Raw genomic sequence first — 17,756 nt, 5'->3', positions numbered from 1 at the left:
CGCTCAATCGCCTCTCGGGCGTTGAGATCCGCGGCGATGAACTGGTGCTGCGGCCCTGAATATCCGCTCCGGTCAGCCGCCCAGCACCGCTTCCTTCAGCAACATGCCGCCAACGGCCACAAGGCCGATCGCGAAGAACCGCTTCAGGGTCGCCGCCGGCAGATCATGCGCCAGCTTGGCCCCGATCGGTGCGACGAAGAAAGCCGATCCGGCGAGCAGGAGGAAGGCGGGCAGATTCACATAGCCCAGCGAATAGGGCACGATGCCCGAACCCCAGCCATTGGCGATATAGCCGACTGCGCCGGGCAGGCCGATGGCGACGCCGAAACCGGCAGCCGTCGCGACGGCCTTGTGGATCGACTTGCCGCACAGCGTCATCAGGGTGACGCCAAACACCCCGCCGCCAATCCCCATCATCGCCGACATGATGCCGATCAGACCGCCCAGCCCGGCCCGCGCCGCGCCGCCGGGCAGTTCGTCGCGCAGTTTCCAGTCCAGGCGTCCGAAGAAGAATTGCAGCGACAGCAATAGCGCCATGCCGCCAAACAGGCCCGTCAGCACCCGGCCTGACACCTGGTCGGCGATCACGGAGCCGAGCAGCGTGCCGCCGACAATCCACGGCCCCCAGCTGCGCAAAACCTGGAAATCCACCGCGCCGCGCTTGGCATGGGCCGAGAGGCTGCGCATCGAGGTGGCGACGATGACGGCCAGCGAGGTCCCGACCGCGACATGCATCAGCTTGTCGTCCTGATAGCCCAGCGCCGAGAGCGCGTAATACATCGCCGGCACCATCACAACGCCGCCGCCAATTCCGAACAGGCCAGCCACCAGGCCGGCAAAGGCGCCCGTCGCGGCCATAGCCGCGATCAGCAGAAGGATGTCCGTCATCACGCGGCCTCGTCTTGTTGTGGAACTGCGGCGCTGGCCTCGTCGAGCACGTCCAAGCCTGCGCCCGGGCGATTGGATTTCTCGGAGAGAATGCGCCGCCAATGGCGTGCCCCCGGCAGGCCCTGGAACAGGCCGAGCACGTGGCGCGTCATGGAGTGCAATGAAACGCCCTCATCCAGCCGGGCTTGCAGATAGGGCCGGTAGGCATGCAGGGCGGCATGGCGCGTGGCGACTGGATCCGGCGCAGCGAATATCCGCGAATCCACCCGCGCCAGCACCCAGGGATCGTGATAGGCGGCGCGGCCGATCATGGCACCGTCGAGGCCCGCACTTTCGGCGAGCGCCTGGTCGAGCGTTTCCAGCCCGCCATTGAGGATAATTTCCAGCTCCGGTCGGCGCTGTTTCAGCCGGCGCACCAGATCATAATCGAGCGGCGGAATGGTACGGTTCTCTTTCGGGCTCAGCCCCTTGAGCCAGGCCTTGCGGGCATGGACGGCAAAGCTCGTCACGCCCGCTGCCGAAACCGTATCGACAAAGCCGAACAGCGCGGTTTCCGGATCCTGGTCGTCAACACCGATACGGCATTTCACCGTCACCGGGACATCGACCGCATCCTGCATCGCCTTGACGCAATCGGCGACCAGTTCGGGTTCCTGCATCAGGCAGGCGCCAAACCGGCCCGACTGGACCCGGTCGGAGGGACAGCCGATATTGAGATTGATCTCGGCATAGCCGAAACCGGCCCCGATCCGCGCCGCCCGTGCGAGGTCTTCGGGCACCGAGCCGCCCAGCTGGAGGGCGACGGGCTGTTCGACCGGATCGAAACCGATAATCCGCTGCGGGTCGCCATGGATCAACGCCTTGTCGACAGCCATTTCCGTGTACAGCAGGGCATGCCGGCTCAGGACACGATGAAAGGCCCGGCAATGCCGGTCGGTCCAGTCCATCATGGGTGCCACGCTCAGGCGGCGATCCAGCGTTCGATCAGGGCTCATGCCGCCACATAGCGCGCGCACGCGCCCTGGGCAATTTGTGTCTTCCGCCGGGCGCCCAAAGATTCAAATGCCGCCATTCGGATTCACGCGGTTTCAATCCGCCTGTGCTCTTGTGGCACCGCCTGGAGGGATGAGTCATGGCGAAAGCACTGTTTCACAAACACCAACGCGTCTATGTGGCGCCGGTCGGCACCTGGGCGATCGTCGAACATGTCAAACCGCATTGGGTGAAGGACGTCGAGGAGCCGGTCCGGATCTATTATGATTGCGGTCTCGGGCGCGACTTCACCACCAATGAGCTGGCGGCCGAACAGGTCGAAAACGTCGATGGCGAGAATTGGCGTGTGCTGCGCGCGAAGAATAAGTGGCAGAGCATCGAAGAATGCAGCCGCCACCCCTATCCCGGCACATTCCCGGTCGTCGTGACCGACCCGAAGGACTGGGGCGGCTGGCGCGTGCCCGCGGCGGAATATGATCGCGACCCGGCCCGCATCGAAGCCCAGGGGCGGCTCCTCAGCCGCAGCCCGGGACTGCTGGAGCTGGCCGAACAATTGATCCAGCTGGCCTCGGAGGAAACCGAGCTGCCCAATGCCGTGACCGCACTGGCCCGCCGCGCCAACGATATTGTCCGCGAGATCAATATCAAACCTGCGCAAGCGGCCCCGGTGAGCCCGCCTCACCCGGCCTGAAGACGCGGAGAGCTTTAACGCAACTCTAATGAATTTGGCACAAGGTGAAATTTAGTCTTGAGGTAACCAAGCTCTAAATGTCGCTGATTGAACAAAGAAACCGGTTCTTGTCCTTCGCTTTCGCAGCGGCAGACATTTTGATCGAGACGGATTTGAACGGTTTGACCTGTTACGCTGCCGGGGCAACGGCGACGCTGGGCGAACCCAGTATAGATACCGGCGGCGTCGATTTTTCCCAACGCCTTGACCGGACGTCCCGTCCCATCGTGACAGCCCTGATGCGAAGTTTGAAACCAGGCCGCCGCGTCGGTCCTGTGCGCATCGCGGTTGGTGGCCGTGAAGCGCAATTGAGCGCCTGGCTGCTCGGCGATGACGGCAAGATTCGCTGGGCGATGTCATTTTCCGCCCTCAACGCACCGGCTGAGGTCGATCCCCAAGCTTTCTCCCGGACAGCACAGGGCGCCATCGCCACAGCACGCGAGTCCGGCGTCCCCATGTCCATGTCAGTCCTGCAGATTGACGGGATCGAGGATATCAGCCGTCTGATCGGCGCGAAGCGTGCCGATATGCTGCGTCAGGCGATCACGGCCGAATGCGCCAATACTGTCGGCACGGGCGGCATTGCCAAACAGGTCGACACGGCCCGCATTGCCCTGATCCATCCGGCCTCCGCGGACCTCAAGACCCTTTGCACCAGCATTGAGGAATTACTTCAGGACAATACGCTCAAGAACACCCGCGTGCGCGTCGATTCCATTCCCGACGCGCCGGAACTTGAGCCCGAAATCGCCATCCAGGCTTTCCTGCATGCCGTCAACATGGCCGCCGACAGCGCCAATGTGCTCGATGTCCAGAGCCTGCAGAAAGTGGCCGCTGAAATGATGGAGGACACGCGCAAACGGATGAATGAAATCCGCGCGACCATCGCCGGGCGGGTCATCGAACCGCATGCCCAGGCCATTGTCGAACTCGCAACCGGCAAGGTGGCGCATTACGAACTTCTGCTTCGCTTGCCCGGCGGTCAGCCCGTCTCCGAAAGCGTCGGCTTTGCCGAGAGTACCGGCCTGATCTACGAGATCGATATGGCGATGGTCGAGATTGCGGCCAATTTCCTGCGCGATGATTTCGACCGGCCGGCCCTGGCCGTCAATCTGTCCGGCCGCTCGCTCGAAAACCCGACCTGGGGCAAGAAATTCCTGCAAATGCTGGCCGATCTGCGGATCGACCGCCGCCGTCTGCATTTCGAACTGACCGAGACAGCAACCGTCAAGAACGTCAAGGCGGCCAATACGGTGATCCAGAAGATCCGCGAGCGGGGCCACAGGGTCTGCCTCGACGATTTCGGTGCCGGTGCAGCCGGTTTCCAGTATCTGCGCGACTTCCCGGCTGATATCGTCAAGATTGATGGTTCATATGTGCGCCATCAACAGCTGAGCGAACGCGACACAGCCATCCTCCAGGGCATGGTCTCCGTGTGCCAGGCCCTCAAGCTCGATACGGTCGCGGAAATGATCCAGACCGAGCAACGCGCCAAGCACATGCAGGCGCTGGGTGTGACCTACGGCCAGGGTTACTATTTCGGTAAGCCTCTCCCGCTTAAGATGTTGTCAGATCCACGGCGCATCCCCTCGCGCGCCGCCTGATGTGACAATAGGTGGAACATGGCGGTAGACCTCAGCCGGTTGAAAGTCCTCATCGTCGACGACAACAGCTATATGCTGACGATCATGCGGACGCTGCTGCACGGCTTCGGAATGAAGTCGATTTTCGAGTCCCGCGACCCGGCAGACGCCTTCGACATGGTGCGCTCGGATTCGGTCGACATCATCATCACCGATTATCAGATGGATATTCTGGACGGGCTGGATTTCGTGCGCCTCGTGCGAACCGCCGATGACAGCCCCAATCCGATGGTTCCGATCGTCATGCTGAGCGCATATTCGGAACGAAGCCGGGTGAAGAAAGCCCGTGATGCCGGTGTCACCGAATTTTGCTGCAAGCCGGTCACGGCCCGAGATATTTTCGCCAAGCTGACGTCTGTGATCAATGCGCCGCGCCCCTTTATTCGCAACAAGACCTATTTCGGCCCTGATCGCCGCCGGGCCGGCAACGTACAGAACTCCTATCACGGTCCTGAGCGCCGTGCCGGTGCGATCGCCGAAGCCGAAGCCAAAGCCGAGTCAGGGGCAGCAGCCGAAGGCGAGGTCGCCAAGGACGGCGTCGGCGCCGCATGACGGCTGCCGCCGCATGGATCCGCGGTCGACAGAGCGGGCGAATGCAACGTAGTTTGACGTCATGATTCAGTCTGCCCCCCGCACAGACAGCTCCCGCCAGGACGAGGCCGCCGGCAAGGCTGCGCGCGCGCCAGAATCGCGCCGCAATGGCGGCGCGGGCTGGATCATTATTGCCATGGTCCTGTTTTCGCTTGCCTATGGTGGCATTCTTTTGGTCAAGATCCAGCAGGAGCGCGAAACCCTCGTCAGCGAGGCAGAGCGGTCGCAGGCCAATGCTGCGGGCTATCTGGCCGAACGCGTCACCGGGCGTCTGGCCGAAGCGCGCTACGCTCTCTCCTTCGCCAGCACGGATCTGCGCAATACCTCGATGACCGAGATTGAGACCGTCGCCCGCGCCCGACTGGCCACACTGGCGCAATCCGAACTGATTGCCGAGCTCGCCCTGCTGCTGCCTGACGGGCGCGTACTCGCCTCCGGCGGCGCGGAAAACGGGCTGCGGGAAATTGCCGGCATTGCCCTGGAAAATCCATCCGGCTTCACCACTGAGATCACGGCCGCCGGGGAGGCCTTTCTGGTCCTCGCCGTCCCCGCCCAGCTCAGCGACCGAACCGTCGGGGCCTATGTCGCCCGCCTGCCTGTGCTCGCCGTCCTGCCCGACTGGGGCGAGGAACGCGTCGTCGCCCTGGCGGACGGGGCTGGCGGCATGCTCGCCATCCGCCCCCGCATCACCGGCGCCAGGCCCGGCACACCGCTGGCCGAGCGCTTCGGCCTGACACATGACTTCATCGAACGGCTCGCCGCCGGCGGCGGCGGCGCCAGTTCGCAAGCGCATTTCGGGGAGGAACAGGTCACTTTTGCCGTCGCGCCGATCAGCGGAACGGATCTGCACGTCTATGCCCTCGGCGCCATGCGCATCAATCAGAATGCCTGGTATCGCACCCTCTTCTTCTACGGACTGATGTTTATCGCGCCGATCTTTGTCGCGCTTGGCCTGAGCGCGCTCGTCTTCATGCAAATGGGGCGGCTGCGCTCGACCCGCCAGCAACTTGCCGACAATGAACAGCGTTTCCGCTTCGCCATTGAAGGCGCGCGCTGCGGCGTCTGGGACTGGAATCCCGATGCGGACACGGTCTTCGTCACTGACTCGCTGGCGCGAATTCTCGGCCTCGGCGATGCAATTCAGTGCAGCGGATCCGAATTCCTCAAACTGTTCAGCCGGCCGGACCGCGACAAGCTCCGCGCGGCGATGCGCGGCGCCCCGACCGGCGGTGAAGTCGACCTGGAGGTCCTGGCGGCCTCCGCCCCGGTCTGGCTGCAAATGCGCGGCGGCATACTCAATGAAGCCGGCGACGCCTCCAAGGCACGCATCGTCGGCGTTGCGATCGATGTCACCGACCGCAAGGGGGCCCAGGCCCGTGTCATTGCAGCCGAAACCCGTTTGCGCGCGGCGCTGGAATCGATGACGGAATCCTTCGTGCTGTGGGATTCCCGCCAGCGCCTTGTGCTGTGGAACCGCAAATTCCGCGACCTGTTCAACTTCTCCGATGGCCGGCTGAAGCCCGGCATGTCCTATAGCGCCGTCGAACAGGCCGCCGCCCTGGCGATCAAGGCCGTCCACGGCGATACCGACGGCACCGAAACCTATGAGATCGAACTGGCAGACGGCCGCTGGCTGCACTATTCCGAGCGCGCTACCGCCGATGGCGGTCTGGTCAGCGTCGGCGCTGACATCACCGATCTCAAGCATCATGAGGCGGCCCTGACCGAGAATGAGGCGCAGCTCCGCAAGACCGTCGACGACGTCAAGCGCAGCCAGGCCCGCATCGCCGACCTGGCCAAGAAATATGAGGAAGAGAAAATCCGCGCCGAGGAAGCCAATCGTTCCAAGAGCGAATTCCTCGCCAATATGAGCCATGAGCTGCGCACGCCGCTGAACGCTATCAATGGCTTCTCGGAAATCATGTTGCGCGAAATGTTCGGTCCGATCGGCGATCAGCGCTATGTCGGCTATATGAAGGACATTCTCGGATCCGGCCAGCACCTGCTGGAATTGATCAATGATATCCTTGACATGTCGAAGATCGAAGCGGGCAAGATGCAGCTCCAGACCGAGCCGACCGATGCCGGCGATCTGGTCGAGCAATGCGTGCGCATCGTGCGCGGCCGCGCCGAGGAAAAACAATTGCGCCTGCACGCCGATGTCTCGGATCTGCCGGAGATCGAGGTCGATCCGCGCGCCTTCAAACAGGTGATGATCAACCTGGTGTCCAACGCCGTGAAATTCACGCCCGAGGGCGGACGCGTCACCATTCGCGGCTTCATGTCAGGCCTGGGGGTTGCCTTCCAGGTCTCCGATACGGGCATCGGCATTGCGGCCGATGACCTGCCACGGCTGGGACGTCCCTTCGAACAGATCGAGAGCCAGCATTCCAAGAGCCATCAGGGCTCCGGTCTTGGCCTGGCCCTGTCGAAATCCCTGATCGAACTGCATGGCGGCACGCTGTCGATCGATTCCCGGCTTGGCGAGGGCACCACGGTGAGCTTCGTGCTGCCGATCAGCCAGAACCAGCCGCTCGAAACCACCCCGGCGGCGGCCGATCTGGGCGGTATTGACGATCACGCATCGCGTTTCGACGAGGATGAGGATGAATTCGTCAGTTTGCCGATGGAAGCGCGGCTGACAGCCAACGAATAGCCGCCGGACCTGCTACCGGCCCGGCCCCTGATGCCGCCCTTCGTCGGGGCGCGCCCTGTCACCGCGGCGCCGGCGCTCACGGAATGAGCCGCGTCTGCCGGCCTCCAGCGCCGCAGCACGCACTTCGGGATCCAGTCCAGCCATAACCTCGATCAGGGACGACTCCATCCGCGCTTCGAAGTCGAGGCGAATTTCGCGCACGCGCTGCAATGCGAGCTGGGCCGCTTCCGGATCGAAAGGGTCAGCGGCCAGCACCATATCCGCCTCACGCCGGGCCGCGAAAGCCTCGCGGCCAATTTCGCGCATGCTTTCCATATTTGCGCGCAATTGCTCGCTGGCCTGCTGGCGCTCGGCCTCCGGCAGGGCACCGAGGAAACCACGCACATCAAAGCCGGATGACATCGATCCGCCATGCGGTGGGGGTCCATCCATACGGGCAGATTCAGGATGCCCGCGCCAGGACGGACCGTCGGCGCTGCGGTGAGCGAGAAAGCCGATCAGGGCACCATTCAACAGGACGGAGACCAGCAGGGCTGCAATCCAGGGTGTGGGCGATCTCATGCGTCTCCTCCCAGCCAGTCCACCCAGTCCTCATCCAGACCCGTGAAGGCATCGGCATAATAAGTCTCGACCTCATCGGTCGGTGTGATCAGGGCACCGCTGGAAAAGCCGAGCAAGACACCCAGCACCAGGGCTGCCGCGGCGGCCATCGGCGCTTGCCAGTTCCACACGACAGGCACCGGGAGATCGCGCAGAATACGGCGCTGGAGCAGATCGCCCGGCTGGCGCCCGGCTGTTCCCAACAGCGTATCGAGCTCAGCCTCGGCGGCCAGAGCATCAGCCAATTGCTCGGGATGGCGCGCTGCAAAAGCCTCGGCCTGCGCGCGTTCGGCCGATGGCCAGCGTTGCGGATTGGCGCCATAGGCGCTCAGGATCTGGTGAAATCGCTCTTCTGTCATGGCTCTGTACCTGTCTGCGGTGGATGCGGGGCCCGATAGCCCGACATCAGGTCTGCGGCTTCCCCGATCAGGATGGATCGAAGATTGCGCCGCCCCCGCGCGAGCAGGGATTCAAGGGCTTCGACACTGACCGACAGGATGTCCGCCGCATCGATATTGCTCATTTCCTGGAAATGCACGAGCTCCATTGCCTGTCTTTGCCGCTCGGGCAATTCCTGCATCGCCTCGGCGACCCGGTTTTCGGTCTCGGCGCGCACAAGAATACCCTCCTGGTCCAGTCCCGGATCGCGGCGATCCGGCAGGGTTTCCGGCAGGACTTCGCGATGCTTGCGGCGGCGATCATGGCAGAGATTGATCGCGATCCGGCTCATCCAGGTCGAGACCTGGGCGCGGCCCGGCTGCCAGTTCGCGGCGGCTTTCCAGACGCGAATAAAGGTTTCCTGGGCGACATCTTCCGCCGCGGCGGCATCATTGAGCATGCGGTGTGCGAGACCGACGATGCGCGGCAAACGCCGCCGCATCAACTCCGCGGCGGCGGCGCGATCACCATCGGCAATCCGCGCCATCAGCGCCTCGTCGGTCTCGTCAGGCCTCATGTCTGTCGCCATGTTGCGGGTGCGGAATACCTCCGGATCATTCGCGATCCGGGGTTCATTTGCCATTCCGCGCCCGTCAAACATGGCAAAGACACTAGTTACGCCACCAGCGACGGCGATCATGACGCGCGTCTGCGGCAGCGTCCAGCTCGGCCGGTGTGACGACGCCGTCACTATCCTGGTCAAGCCGGCTGAAACCAGCGCGTTCCATGCCGAGGAATTCGGCGCGGGAGATGCGCTCATCACCATCGGTGTCGGCACGGCGCAAGCCGTCCTCGCCTCTTGGCCCGCGATTACCGCGTCCACCACGTTCGGCACGGTCACCGCGTTCGGCACGATCACCCCGTTCACCACGATGGCCACGACGCATGGAACGAGCCTCCTCGCCTTCAGGCCGGTCAGCAGCGCGCGCCTCATGCATCGCCCGCATACGCTGGCGGATTGGCGACTGGTCGGCCGCATCGAGATAGCCATCGCCATTGCGATCCATCCACTCGAACATGTCAGACTGCAGGGCATCGACTTCTGCCTGCGTGACCGAGCCATCGCTATTGGCGTCGGCCAGACGCAGCATCATCGTACCGCCACGTTCGCCGTGACGACCGGGGCCGTCATGGCCACCGCGACCGGGTTGGGCATTGGCAGCTGCACCGGCCATGATCATGGCCGATCCGGCTAGCAGTATTGTGAGCATAGATTTTTTCATCGGAATAATCCTGTTTGTCAGCGTCCTCGCTTGCCCCTTCAACGCCGGGCGCAGGGGAATCCGTCGCGGATTTTTCACACCGCGCGCAGATAATGCTCAAACAATGCCCGCACCTTTTCACAGCGGGCCTCGAGAACGGCCCGCAGGGCGTCCAGATCCTCAACCCCGGCCATCGCAACCAGGCTGCGGGTGAAGCCGGCACTGGCGCCGGCCGGATCGAAACCTGTCCCGTGCGTGGCGCGCAGCAATTGCGCGATACCCAGATAGAGATGAACCGTATCGCTGAGAAAGACGGCGTCCTCGCCCGCCATCTCTCCGGACCCTGCCAGCGACGCCAGCGCCGCCGCCGTGGAATGATGGATCACCTGACCATCCGGTGCCGCGATCAGCTGCAGGGTCTGGACGATGAACTCAATATCCTGCAATCCGCCGACGCGGCTCTTGATATCCCATTCACTCTGGGCCGGGCGGGCGCCCTCGAGACGCTGGCGCATTTCGCGCGCGTCGGCCAGCACACGCTCGCGCGGCCGCGCCCGCGTCAGTGCTGCGTCAATGGCAGCGATCAGATCATCATTGACCCCGCCATCGCCGGCGATCACACGTGCCCGCGTCAGCGCCATCAATTCCCAGGTCCAGGCCTCGTCGAAATAATACTGGCCGAAGCGTGCCAACCGAACGGCAACTGGCCCGGCCTTGCCCGATGGCCGCAATTGCATGTCGACCTCATAGAGTTCGCCCTCCTCGGTCGGTGCAGACAGGGCGCTGATCAGACGCTGGGCGAAGCGTGAAAACCAGGTCTGGGCGGTCTCGTCGCCATCATACACAATCATCAGGTCGAGATCGGAATCGGCCGCCAGCTCGCGCCCGCCCAGCTTGCCCAGACCGAGCACGGCATAGCGGCCGGGCATAGCGCCGGAGCGCCGCGCCGTTTCGCGCTCGGCGGCCTGCGCCATGAATTCGATCGCCGCATCGGCGATCGAGGAATAGGCGGCACCGGCCGTCTGCGCGTCGGCCGCCCCGCGCACGATCTGGGTGCCAACCCGGAAACGCTCTTCGCGCACCAGACGCCGGGCCGCATTGAGCGCCCCTTCATAACTGTCACAGGCCGTCACCATCGCGCCGAGACGGTTTCTGAAATCATCCGGCGGGTCCTGGGCCAGCGGCACCGAAAACCGGTTGTCCAGCATGACATCAAGCATGTCGGGCCGGCGTGCCAGATCGGCCGCCATGCGCGGTGCGATAGTCAGAATCGAAATCAGGTCCGCCGCCAGGCCGGGCTCATTCATCAACAGGGAAAGTGGCTGCACACCCATGGGCAGGTTTTCATAAAAGGCCGCGAAGCGGACAAAGGCGGCATCGGGCTCGCCGGTCGCCGCCATGATATCGACCAGGCGCGGCGCGATCTGCGCCAGCAGCGTCCGGGCACGCGGGCTGCGCGTGGCGCGCACCTTGCCCCCGGCCCAGCCATTGAGCCGCTTCCAGACCTGGCCGGGATGCTGGAAACCGAGTTTTTCCAGCGTTGCCAGCGTGTCCGGGGTTGGCTCGACCCCGGTGAGGACCAGGGTGCCCGCCTGTGAGGAGAGCGAGGCATCATCCTCGAACTGGTCGGAGAAATGACCATGCACCCGGCGCAGCAGCGCCTCGACCTCGGCATCGAAGGCGGCGAGATCGCCATAGCCGGCCATTGCCGCGACATGGCGGCGATCGGCATCGCGCACGGGAAGGGTCTGGCTCGGTTCGTCCTGGCGCATCTGGATGCGGTGTTCCCAGGAACGCAAACTGCGATAATCCGCGCTCAGGGACTGCACGGTTGCGGCATCGACGACGCCGCGCGCCTCCAGCGCCGCAAGCGCCTTCAGGGTCGGCGAGATCCGCACGCTGGGATCGCGGCCACCAAACACCAATTGGGGCACCTGGGCGAAGAATTCGATCTCGCGGATGCCACCGCGCCCGAGCTTGAGATCATGCCCGGCGGGCTGGATTTCACCGCGACGCCCGACGGTCTGTATCTGGCGGGCGAGGCCGCGAATATCCTCGATCGCTGCGAAATCCAGCGCCCGGCGCCAGATGAAGGGCTGCATCTGGTCAAGATAGTCCTGCGCCGCCACCGCATCGCCGGCGCAATAGCGGGCCTTGATCCAGGCCGCCCGCTCCCAGGTCTGGCCGAAGGATTCATAATAATTCAGTGCCGCATCCGTCGACAGGACCACCGGGGTCGAACCCGGGTCCGGGCGCAGCCGCAGATCGGTGCGGAAGACATAGCCATCGGCGGTGACGTCCTGGAGCGTCCGCACGATGGCCTGCAGCAATCGCGGCAGGCGCTTGCGCGGCTCCTCGTCAGCCGGCATGCGCAGCGCGTCCGCATCAAACAAGGCGACCAGATCGATATCGGAAGAATAGTTGAGCTCGCCCGTGCCCATCTTGCCGAGGGCAAAGACGAAAAGGCCCGGCAGAGGATTGGCCGCATCCGCCACAGGCAAGGTCCGTCCGGCCGCCGCCGCGAAACGGACATGGCCCAGCAGGGCCGCCTGCACCGCCGCGTCGGCGAAGCGGCTGACGGCGGCGGTGACGTCACCGGCGTCCCAACGCCCGGCGAGATCGGCGAGCGCGACGAGCAAGTGCATATCTGCCTTGGCGCGCCTCAAGGCCATATCGAGGCTGGCGATATCGGGGGTTTCCGCCCCCGCGTCGATGACGTCGGCAATGGCCTGGTCCAGCCGGGCTTGCGGGCTCTGCTGCGTGCAGGCGGCCAGCCCTTCAGGTCGCCGCTGGGCCAGACGTCCCAGATAGGGTGCGGCGGCAAAAACACTGTCGAGAAAAAGCCGCGCCGGCCCGGTCGCAGCCTGCGCCGCTGCCGGCAGGCTGGCGAATATGTGGTCGCACTGCCCGGCGCTGGACCCCGGCAAGGGTGGAAGCTGGTGATGAAGGAGTGGCAGCGCGTCAGACATGGGCTCAAACTGGCGTGATTGCCCGGCCGGGGGAAGCCCTATGCCTTGCTCTCTTTCGCGGCCGCGGGAAAGCTCAGCGAGGCCCGCAGGCCCGGCCCGTGCTCGCCATCAACGAGGCCGGGACCTTCCTCGATCCGGAACACCCCATTATGGATGTCGCTGATCGCCTGCACCAGCGACAGGCCGAGCCCCGACCCCGGCAGCGTGCGGGAATTATCGAGCCGGACGAAGCGCTGGACCACGCGCTCACGATCAGCCTCGGGCACGCCTGGGCCGGTATCGGTGACGGAAAACTCGATCAGGCCATCGGCAGTCTGGCGCAGGCGCAGTGCCACCGCGCCGCCGGAGGGTGTATATTTGACGGCATTGTCGAGCAGATTGGCGAGCGCCTGGGAGAGCAGTCCGCGATCCCCCATCATCCGCAGGCCCTGCTGGACTTCGCTGTCAAAGGACAGGCCCTCATCCTCGCAGACCGGCTGGTAGAGCTCGGCGAGGTCGATGGCGATTTCCGCCGGATCGAGCCGCGACATGGCACTGCGGCTCTCGCCCGCTTCCAGCCGTGAAAGGCTGAGAATGGCGTTGAAAATCCCGAGCAATTCATCGGTGTCGGCGACGGCACGTTCCAGCGCCTGCTCGCGCGCCTCGATATCACCATCCTCGCGCAGGGCCTCATCAAGCCGGTTGCGCATGCGCGTCAGCGGCGTGCGCAGATCATGGGCAATACTGTCGCCGGTATGGCGCATGCGATGCATCAGCGCCTCGACCCGGTCGAGCATGGCGTTGAAGTTTTCCGACAATTCGTCGAGCTCATCGCCGGTGAAATTGCGCGGGGCGCGGCGTTTGAGATCGCCGGCCTTGACGCTGCGGGCCACGGCATTGATGCCATCAAGCCGTCGCACAAAGCGTCGGCTGACGAAAATGCCGGCCGCCACGCCCAGGGCGAGCGCCAGCGCCGAGGCGGCCAAAATCGTATTGAGCATGCGCCCGACGAGGCGGTTTTCCTCATCGACATCGAGGCCGACAAACAATCGATAGCCGCTGGGCAGTTCGATAATGCGGCCGCGCCCGGCCCGGTCATCCTTGTCGGTTTCGGTGGTGCCGCCAGCGGGGGGCCGCCGATAGGTGAATTGCAGACGCCCCTCATCATCGGGCTGAACATCGGGCAGACCCGACAGATTTCCTGACAGGGCACGCCCGGATGGGTGCACCAGCAAGTAGAGATAATCGGCACCCCCGCCGACGGTGCGCTGCAGGATATAGCGGTTGATGTCGCGAATGCCGCCGACCTGGAAGCGCGCTTCAAGCGCTTCCATTTCTTCATAGACCGCCTCGTCGGCACGGCGCATCATCATCCCGGCCGACGCCACATAGACGAAGGCGAGGATGACGAAACTCGACAGGGCGAACAGGCCAGCCGACAGGAGGGTCTGCCGGAAGGCCGTTGTTCTGAGAAAGGCGGCGCCGCGATTATTCACGGGCGATCATGCCTGCAAGCGATAGCCGGCCCCGCGCACCGTGTGCAGCAATGCACGCGGGAAGGGCTTGTCGATCTTGGAGCGCAGGCGCGAGATATGGACATCGATCACATTGGTCTGGGGGTCGAAATGATAGTCCCACACCTTCTCGAGCAACATGGTGCGTGTCACCACCTGGCCGGAATGCTTCATCAGGAATTCCAGCAGGCGGAATTCGCGCGGCTGCAGCAGGATTTCCTCCTCGCCGCGCACAACCTTGCGGGCGAGGAGATCCATTTCCAGATCGCCCACCACCAGCCGGGTCTTGACGGCGTCGGGGTCGCGGCGCCGGGCCAGGGCCTCGACGCGGGCGAGCAATTCGGCAAAGGCATAGGGCTTGACCAGATAGTCATCACCGCCGGCCTTCAGCCCCTCGACGCGATCATCGACCTCGCCGAGGGCTGACAGGATCAGCACCGGGGTGCGGATATTGTCGGCCCGCAGGGCGGCGACCATGGTCAACCCGTCCATGCGTGGCATCATCCGGTCGACGACGAGCACGTCGTATTCCGCAGCACGGGCCATTTCCAGCCCCTCTTCGCCATCGGGAGCGTGATCGGCCACATGGCCGGATTCACGCAGACCCTTGCGAATGTAATTCGCCGCTTCGCGGTCGTCTTCGACAATCAGGATACGCATGGACTGGTCCTTCCGGTTATTCGGCTTCGCCGAGCTGGAGCGCGATATAGCGCTGGCCGACCTGGGTCTCGACGAGCAGGAGGATCGCATTGCGATTGCCTGCCCGGGCCGCATTGATTGCGTCTCTCAGGGCTTCAGTCGTGCCGACAGCGCGGCCACCAGCCTCGAGAATGATATCGCCGCGCGACAGACCCTTGCGGGCCGCCTCACCGCCCGGTTCGAGGGTTTCGATCACCAGGCCAACCGTGCCGGCAGGCAGGCCGCGGCCGTCACGCACTTCATCGGTCAGTGGCGACAGGCTCATGCCGAATACATCGACGCTCGCCTCGGCCTGTTCCCGGCTTGGCAGCTGGTTCAGCGTCGTGTCATCGGGGCGTTCACCCAGTTCGACGCGCAATGTCCGCTCGCGGCCATCACGCAGGATGCGGAAACGCACCTCGGTGCCCGACGAGAACTCGCCAATGCGGCGGGTCAGATCGCGTGAATTCTCGACGCTGTTATCATTGACTTCCAGCACTACATCCTCGCGCTCGAAACCGGCCTGGTCAGCCGGGCCGCCCGCGACAACCGAGCTGATAATCGCACCGGTCGAGGCTTCAAGCCCCATCGCGCTGGCAATATCCTCGGTGACATTCTGGATGCCGACACCGAGCCAGCCGCGCGACACATGGCCGTTCTCGCGCAGGGCGGTCACGACGCGGGCCGCGACATCGGAGGGAATAGCGAAACCGATCCCGACACTGCCGCCGGTCGGCGAGAAGATCTGCGAATTCACCCCGACCACCTTGCCGTCGAGGCTGAAGGTCGGGCCGCCGGAATTGCCGCGATTGATCGGCGCGTCGATCTGCAGGAAATCATTATAGTTCGAATTGCCGATCTCGCGCCCGGTAGCCGAGATGATGCCGGCGGTCGCCGTGCCGCCGAGGCCAAAGGGATTGCCGACCGCGACGACCCAGTCGCCAACGCGGTAATGCGGCTCATCCTCGAGCGTGACGAAGGGAAATTCGATCTCTTCATCGACCTTGAGCAGGGCCAGATCGGTCTGCGGATCGAGCCCGATGACGCGGGCCGGATAGGTCTCGCCGCCGGCAGTGCCAATGGTGATCTCGGTGGCGCCGTCGACGACATGATTATTGGTGACCAGATAGCCATCGGCCGAAATGAAGAAGCCTGAACCGAGCGATTGGCGGGGCTGGGAAGGTTGCGGCGCCGCGCGGCCGCCGAACTGGCGTTCGAGCCATTCGCGCATTTGCGGCGGCATGTTTTCAAGGTCGACACCGGCGGCCACCTCTTCGGGCGTCGAGCTGGCCTGGATTGTCACGACAGCCGGGCTGACATGCTCGATCAGGTCGGCAAAGGACATCGGGGCGCCGGTTGGAATGGCCGCCGCGAAATTGGGCTCCGAGATTGCCTGCATCGCATGCGCCGGAGCGATGGACTGATTGAGCAGGGAACCGGCAGCGAGTGCGGCAAGGACCAGAACGGAAACCCCGCCAAGACGACGGATTTTGGAAACTGACAACATGGGTAAGACAGACCTTTCTTGTTCGAGCCGGGGCCAGATTAAGCAGGAAGGATCTGTCGCCGGCGTTTCCCAAACATTACAATAACATTACAACCGGTAACTAACCCGTCATGTTTCAGCGGACCCGTTTTCCTCACGCGTCTGCACCAAAACCGGCCCGTGCAATGTCCGGTGGACGGGGCATTTGTCGGCGATTTCCAGCAGGCGCTGGCGCTGGGCCGCGTCGAGATCTCCCTCAAGGCGGATGGCGCGATCAAAGATATCGATCTTGCCCTCATGGCCCTCGGCTTCGCCCTTGCGGTGGCGCACCGTGACCGTGACACGGTCGAGCGGCAGGGATTTGCGCGTCGCATACATGCGCAGCGTGATCGAGGTACAACTGCCCAGCGCGGCATTGAGGAAGCCATAGGGGCCCGGGCCGCGGTCACCGCCACCGAGATCGGCCGGTTCGTCGGCGATCATGACATGCTTGCCGATGACGACGTGATTGGCATAGGGCCCCTGCCCGGTTTCACGCACCACGACCGAGCCCTCCTCGGCCGGGGCCGGCGGTGCGGCGCGATCATCCCCGGCGGTCTGGTCCGCGCCGATATAGCGCTGCGACCAGGCGGCAATCACATCAGCCGCATGGCGGGCATCGTCCGGATCGCCGAGCAGGTGATCGGCGCCGTCGAGGTCGAGATAGCTGCGCGAATGCCGCGCGGCCCGGAAGAGTCGCGTCGCATTCTCGACGCCGACGATATTGTCGGTCGGAGAGTGCGCGATCAGCAGGGCGGGCTTGAGCGCGGCGACGGCATCTTCCAGTGAGTGGCCCTCGATATCCTCGAGGAATTGCTTGCGGATACAGAAGGGACGTCCGCCCAGCATCACCTCAGCCGCGCCTTTGGCTTCGATCTCGGCAATGTCGGGGTGGAAGGCCTGGCGCACATGCGAGGCATCGGCCGGTGCCCCCAGCGTGGCGATCGCGCGCACCGAGGGCAGATGTCTCGCCGCCGCGATCACCGCCGCGCCGCCAAGGCTGTGCCCGACCATCAGGGCCGGCGCTTCATAGCGCCCGGCGAGAAATTCGCCGGCCTTCACCAGGTCCTGGATATTGGAGGAAAAATTGGTGTTGGCGAAATCACCCTCGGACTGTCCCAGCCCGGTGAAGTCGAATCGCAGCACGGCAAAGCCGGCCTGCGCCAGGCGGCGCGAAATCCGGCTGGCGGCGTGGATGTCCTTGGAGCAGGAGAAGCAATGCGCAAACAGGGCATAGGCGCGCGGCGTCCCGTCGGGGGTTTCCAGCCGGGCGGCAAGGCTCTCACCAAGGGCTCCTGGAAATTCAACGCGTTCAGATCTGGCCATGCATTTCTCCCTGTCTTGTGAACA

General features: G+C 64.2%; 15 protein-coding genes. 4 read left to right on the top strand and 11 right to left on the bottom strand.

Annotation, left to right across the window (positions count from 1 at the left end):
• Positions 1-72: 72 nt before the first annotated feature.
• A complete protein-coding gene (locus tag AAC023_RS05640; protein ID WP_339739018.1) occupies positions 73-888 on the bottom strand; it encodes a sulfite exporter TauE/SafE family protein in 816 nt (271 codons plus the stop codon).
• The gene (gene dusA, locus AAC023_RS05635) at positions 888-1,883 is read right to left on the bottom strand and encodes a tRNA dihydrouridine(20/20a) synthase DusA (RefSeq protein WP_339739016.1); all 996 of its coding nucleotides are present in this window, start codon (positions 1,881-1,883) and stop codon (positions 888-890) included. Before dusA ends, AAC023_RS05640 begins: the two co-directional genes overlap by 1 nt.
• A gap of 137 nt (positions 1,884-2,020) precedes the next feature.
• Here dusA and AAC023_RS05630 point away from each other — a divergent pair, with 137 nt between their 5' ends.
• From AAC023_RS05630 to AAC023_RS05615, 4 genes are all read left to right on the top strand, one after another.
• On the top strand, positions 2,021-2,572 hold the full coding sequence (locus AAC023_RS05630; protein ID WP_339739014.1) for a hypothetical protein: 552 nt from the start codon (positions 2,021-2,023) through the stop codon (positions 2,570-2,572).
• Between the two features lie 278 nt (positions 2,573-2,850).
• Positions 2,851-4,215: an EAL domain-containing protein gene (locus AAC023_RS05625; protein ID WP_339739012.1), complete on the top strand. Its 1,365-nt coding sequence runs from the start codon at positions 2,851-2,853 to the stop codon at positions 4,213-4,215.
• An 18-nt stretch (positions 4,216-4,233) separates the two neighbouring features.
• Positions 4,234-4,806 carry a response regulator gene (locus AAC023_RS05620; protein ID WP_339739010.1) on the top strand — a complete coding sequence of 191 codons (573 nt, stop codon included), beginning with the start codon at positions 4,234-4,236 and terminating at the stop codon, positions 4,804-4,806.
• Between the two features lie 61 nt (positions 4,807-4,867).
• Positions 4,868-7,501, top strand: a complete 2,634-nt coding sequence (locus AAC023_RS05615) for an ATP-binding protein (protein WP_339739007.1) — start codon at positions 4,868-4,870, stop codon at positions 7,499-7,501.
• A 12-nt stretch (positions 7,502-7,513) separates the two neighbouring features.
• Here the strand turns inward: AAC023_RS05615 and AAC023_RS05610 are convergent, their stop codons facing one another.
• From AAC023_RS05610 to AAC023_RS05570, 9 genes are all read right to left on the bottom strand, one after another.
• Positions 7,514-8,062, bottom strand: a complete 549-nt coding sequence (locus tag AAC023_RS05610) for a periplasmic heavy metal sensor (RefSeq protein ID WP_339739005.1) — start codon at positions 8,060-8,062, stop codon at positions 7,514-7,516.
• Complete coding sequence (locus AAC023_RS05605) at positions 8,059-8,460, bottom strand: hypothetical protein (protein ID WP_339739003.1); 402 nt, start codon at positions 8,458-8,460, stop codon at positions 8,059-8,061. Before AAC023_RS05605 ends, AAC023_RS05610 begins: the two co-directional genes overlap by 4 nt.
• On the bottom strand, positions 8,457-9,122 hold the full coding sequence (locus tag AAC023_RS05600; RefSeq protein WP_339739001.1) for an RNA polymerase sigma factor: 666 nt from the start codon (positions 9,120-9,122) through the stop codon (positions 8,457-8,459). Before AAC023_RS05600 ends, AAC023_RS05605 begins: the two co-directional genes overlap by 4 nt.
• 28 nt (positions 9,123-9,150) lie before the next feature.
• Positions 9,151-9,762, bottom strand: coding sequence for a hypothetical protein (locus tag AAC023_RS05595; RefSeq protein ID WP_339739000.1), 612 nt, complete (start codon positions 9,760-9,762; stop codon positions 9,151-9,153).
• A gap of 74 nt (positions 9,763-9,836) precedes the next feature.
• Positions 9,837-12,710: a bifunctional [glutamine synthetase] adenylyltransferase/[glutamine synthetase]-adenylyl-L-tyrosine phosphorylase gene (locus AAC023_RS05590; RefSeq protein ID WP_339738998.1), complete on the bottom strand. Its 2,874-nt coding sequence runs from the start codon at positions 12,708-12,710 to the stop codon at positions 9,837-9,839.
• Positions 12,711-12,748: 38 nt separating this feature from the next.
• Positions 12,749-14,185, bottom strand: a complete 1,437-nt coding sequence (locus AAC023_RS05585; RefSeq protein ID WP_339738996.1) for a HAMP domain-containing sensor histidine kinase — start codon at positions 14,183-14,185, stop codon at positions 12,749-12,751.
• 6 nt (positions 14,186-14,191) lie between these two features.
• Entirely contained in the window at positions 14,192-14,863 is a 672-nt protein-coding gene (locus tag AAC023_RS05580; protein WP_339738994.1) for a response regulator transcription factor, read from the bottom strand.
• A 16-nt stretch (positions 14,864-14,879) separates the two neighbouring features.
• On the bottom strand, positions 14,880-16,388 hold the full coding sequence (locus AAC023_RS05575; protein ID WP_339738992.1) for a Do family serine endopeptidase: 1,509 nt from the start codon (positions 16,386-16,388) through the stop codon (positions 14,880-14,882).
• Between the two features lie 108 nt (positions 16,389-16,496).
• A complete protein-coding gene (locus AAC023_RS05570) occupies positions 16,497-17,732 on the bottom strand; it encodes an alpha/beta fold hydrolase (protein WP_339738990.1) in 1,236 nt (411 codons plus the stop codon).
• Positions 17,733-17,756: the final 24 nt, after the last annotated feature.

Origin of the sequence: uncultured Maricaulis sp., assembly GCF_963976135.1 — a bacterium.
Taxonomy (GTDB): Bacteria; Pseudomonadota; Alphaproteobacteria; order Caulobacterales; family Maricaulaceae; genus Maricaulis.
The sequence above is the reverse complement of the archived record's forward strand: the minus strand, read 5'-3'. Positions and strand labels throughout refer to the sequence as shown.

Excerpts from the sequence above, each read along its gene's own strand:
- AAC023_RS05605 (WP_339739003.1), bottom strand. The coding sequence starts at position 8,460 with ATGACAGAAGAGCGATTTCACCAGATCCTGAGCGCCTATGGCGCCAAT.
- AAC023_RS05580 (WP_339738994.1), bottom strand. The coding sequence starts at position 14,863 with ATGCGTATCCTGATTGTCGAAGACGACCGCGAAGCGGCGAATTACATT.
- AAC023_RS05625 (WP_339739012.1), top strand. The coding sequence starts at position 2,851 with ATGCGAAGTTTGAAACCAGGCCGCCGCGTCGGTCCTGTGCGCATCGCG.
- AAC023_RS05620 (WP_339739010.1), top strand. The coding sequence starts at position 4,234 with ATGGCGGTAGACCTCAGCCGGTTGAAAGTCCTCATCGTCGACGACAAC.
- AAC023_RS05570 (WP_339738990.1), bottom strand. The coding sequence starts at position 17,732 with ATGGCCAGATCTGAACGCGTTGAATTTCCAGGAGCCCTTGGTGAGAGC.
- AAC023_RS05600 (WP_339739001.1), bottom strand. The coding sequence starts at position 9,122 with ATGGCAAATGAACCCCGGATCGCGAATGATCCGGAGGTATTCCGCACC.
- AAC023_RS05575 (WP_339738992.1), bottom strand. The coding sequence starts at position 16,388 with ATGTTGTCAGTTTCCAAAATCCGTCGTCTTGGCGGGGTTTCCGTTCTG.
- AAC023_RS05610 (WP_339739005.1), bottom strand. The coding sequence starts at position 8,062 with ATGAGATCGCCCACACCCTGGATTGCAGCCCTGCTGGTCTCCGTCCTG.
- dusA (WP_339739016.1), bottom strand. The coding sequence starts at position 1,883 with ATGAGCCCTGATCGAACGCTGGATCGCCGCCTGAGCGTGGCACCCATG.
- AAC023_RS05590 (WP_339738998.1), bottom strand. The coding sequence starts at position 12,710 with ATGTCTGACGCGCTGCCACTCCTTCATCACCAGCTTCCACCCTTGCCG.
- AAC023_RS05615 (WP_339739007.1), top strand. The coding sequence starts at position 4,868 with ATGATTCAGTCTGCCCCCCGCACAGACAGCTCCCGCCAGGACGAGGCC.
- AAC023_RS05640 (WP_339739018.1), bottom strand. The coding sequence starts at position 888 with ATGACGGACATCCTTCTGCTGATCGCGGCTATGGCCGCGACGGGCGCC.
- AAC023_RS05630 (WP_339739014.1), top strand. The coding sequence starts at position 2,021 with ATGGCGAAAGCACTGTTTCACAAACACCAACGCGTCTATGTGGCGCCG.
- AAC023_RS05595 (WP_339739000.1), bottom strand. The coding sequence starts at position 9,762 with ATGAAAAAATCTATGCTCACAATACTGCTAGCCGGATCGGCCATGATC.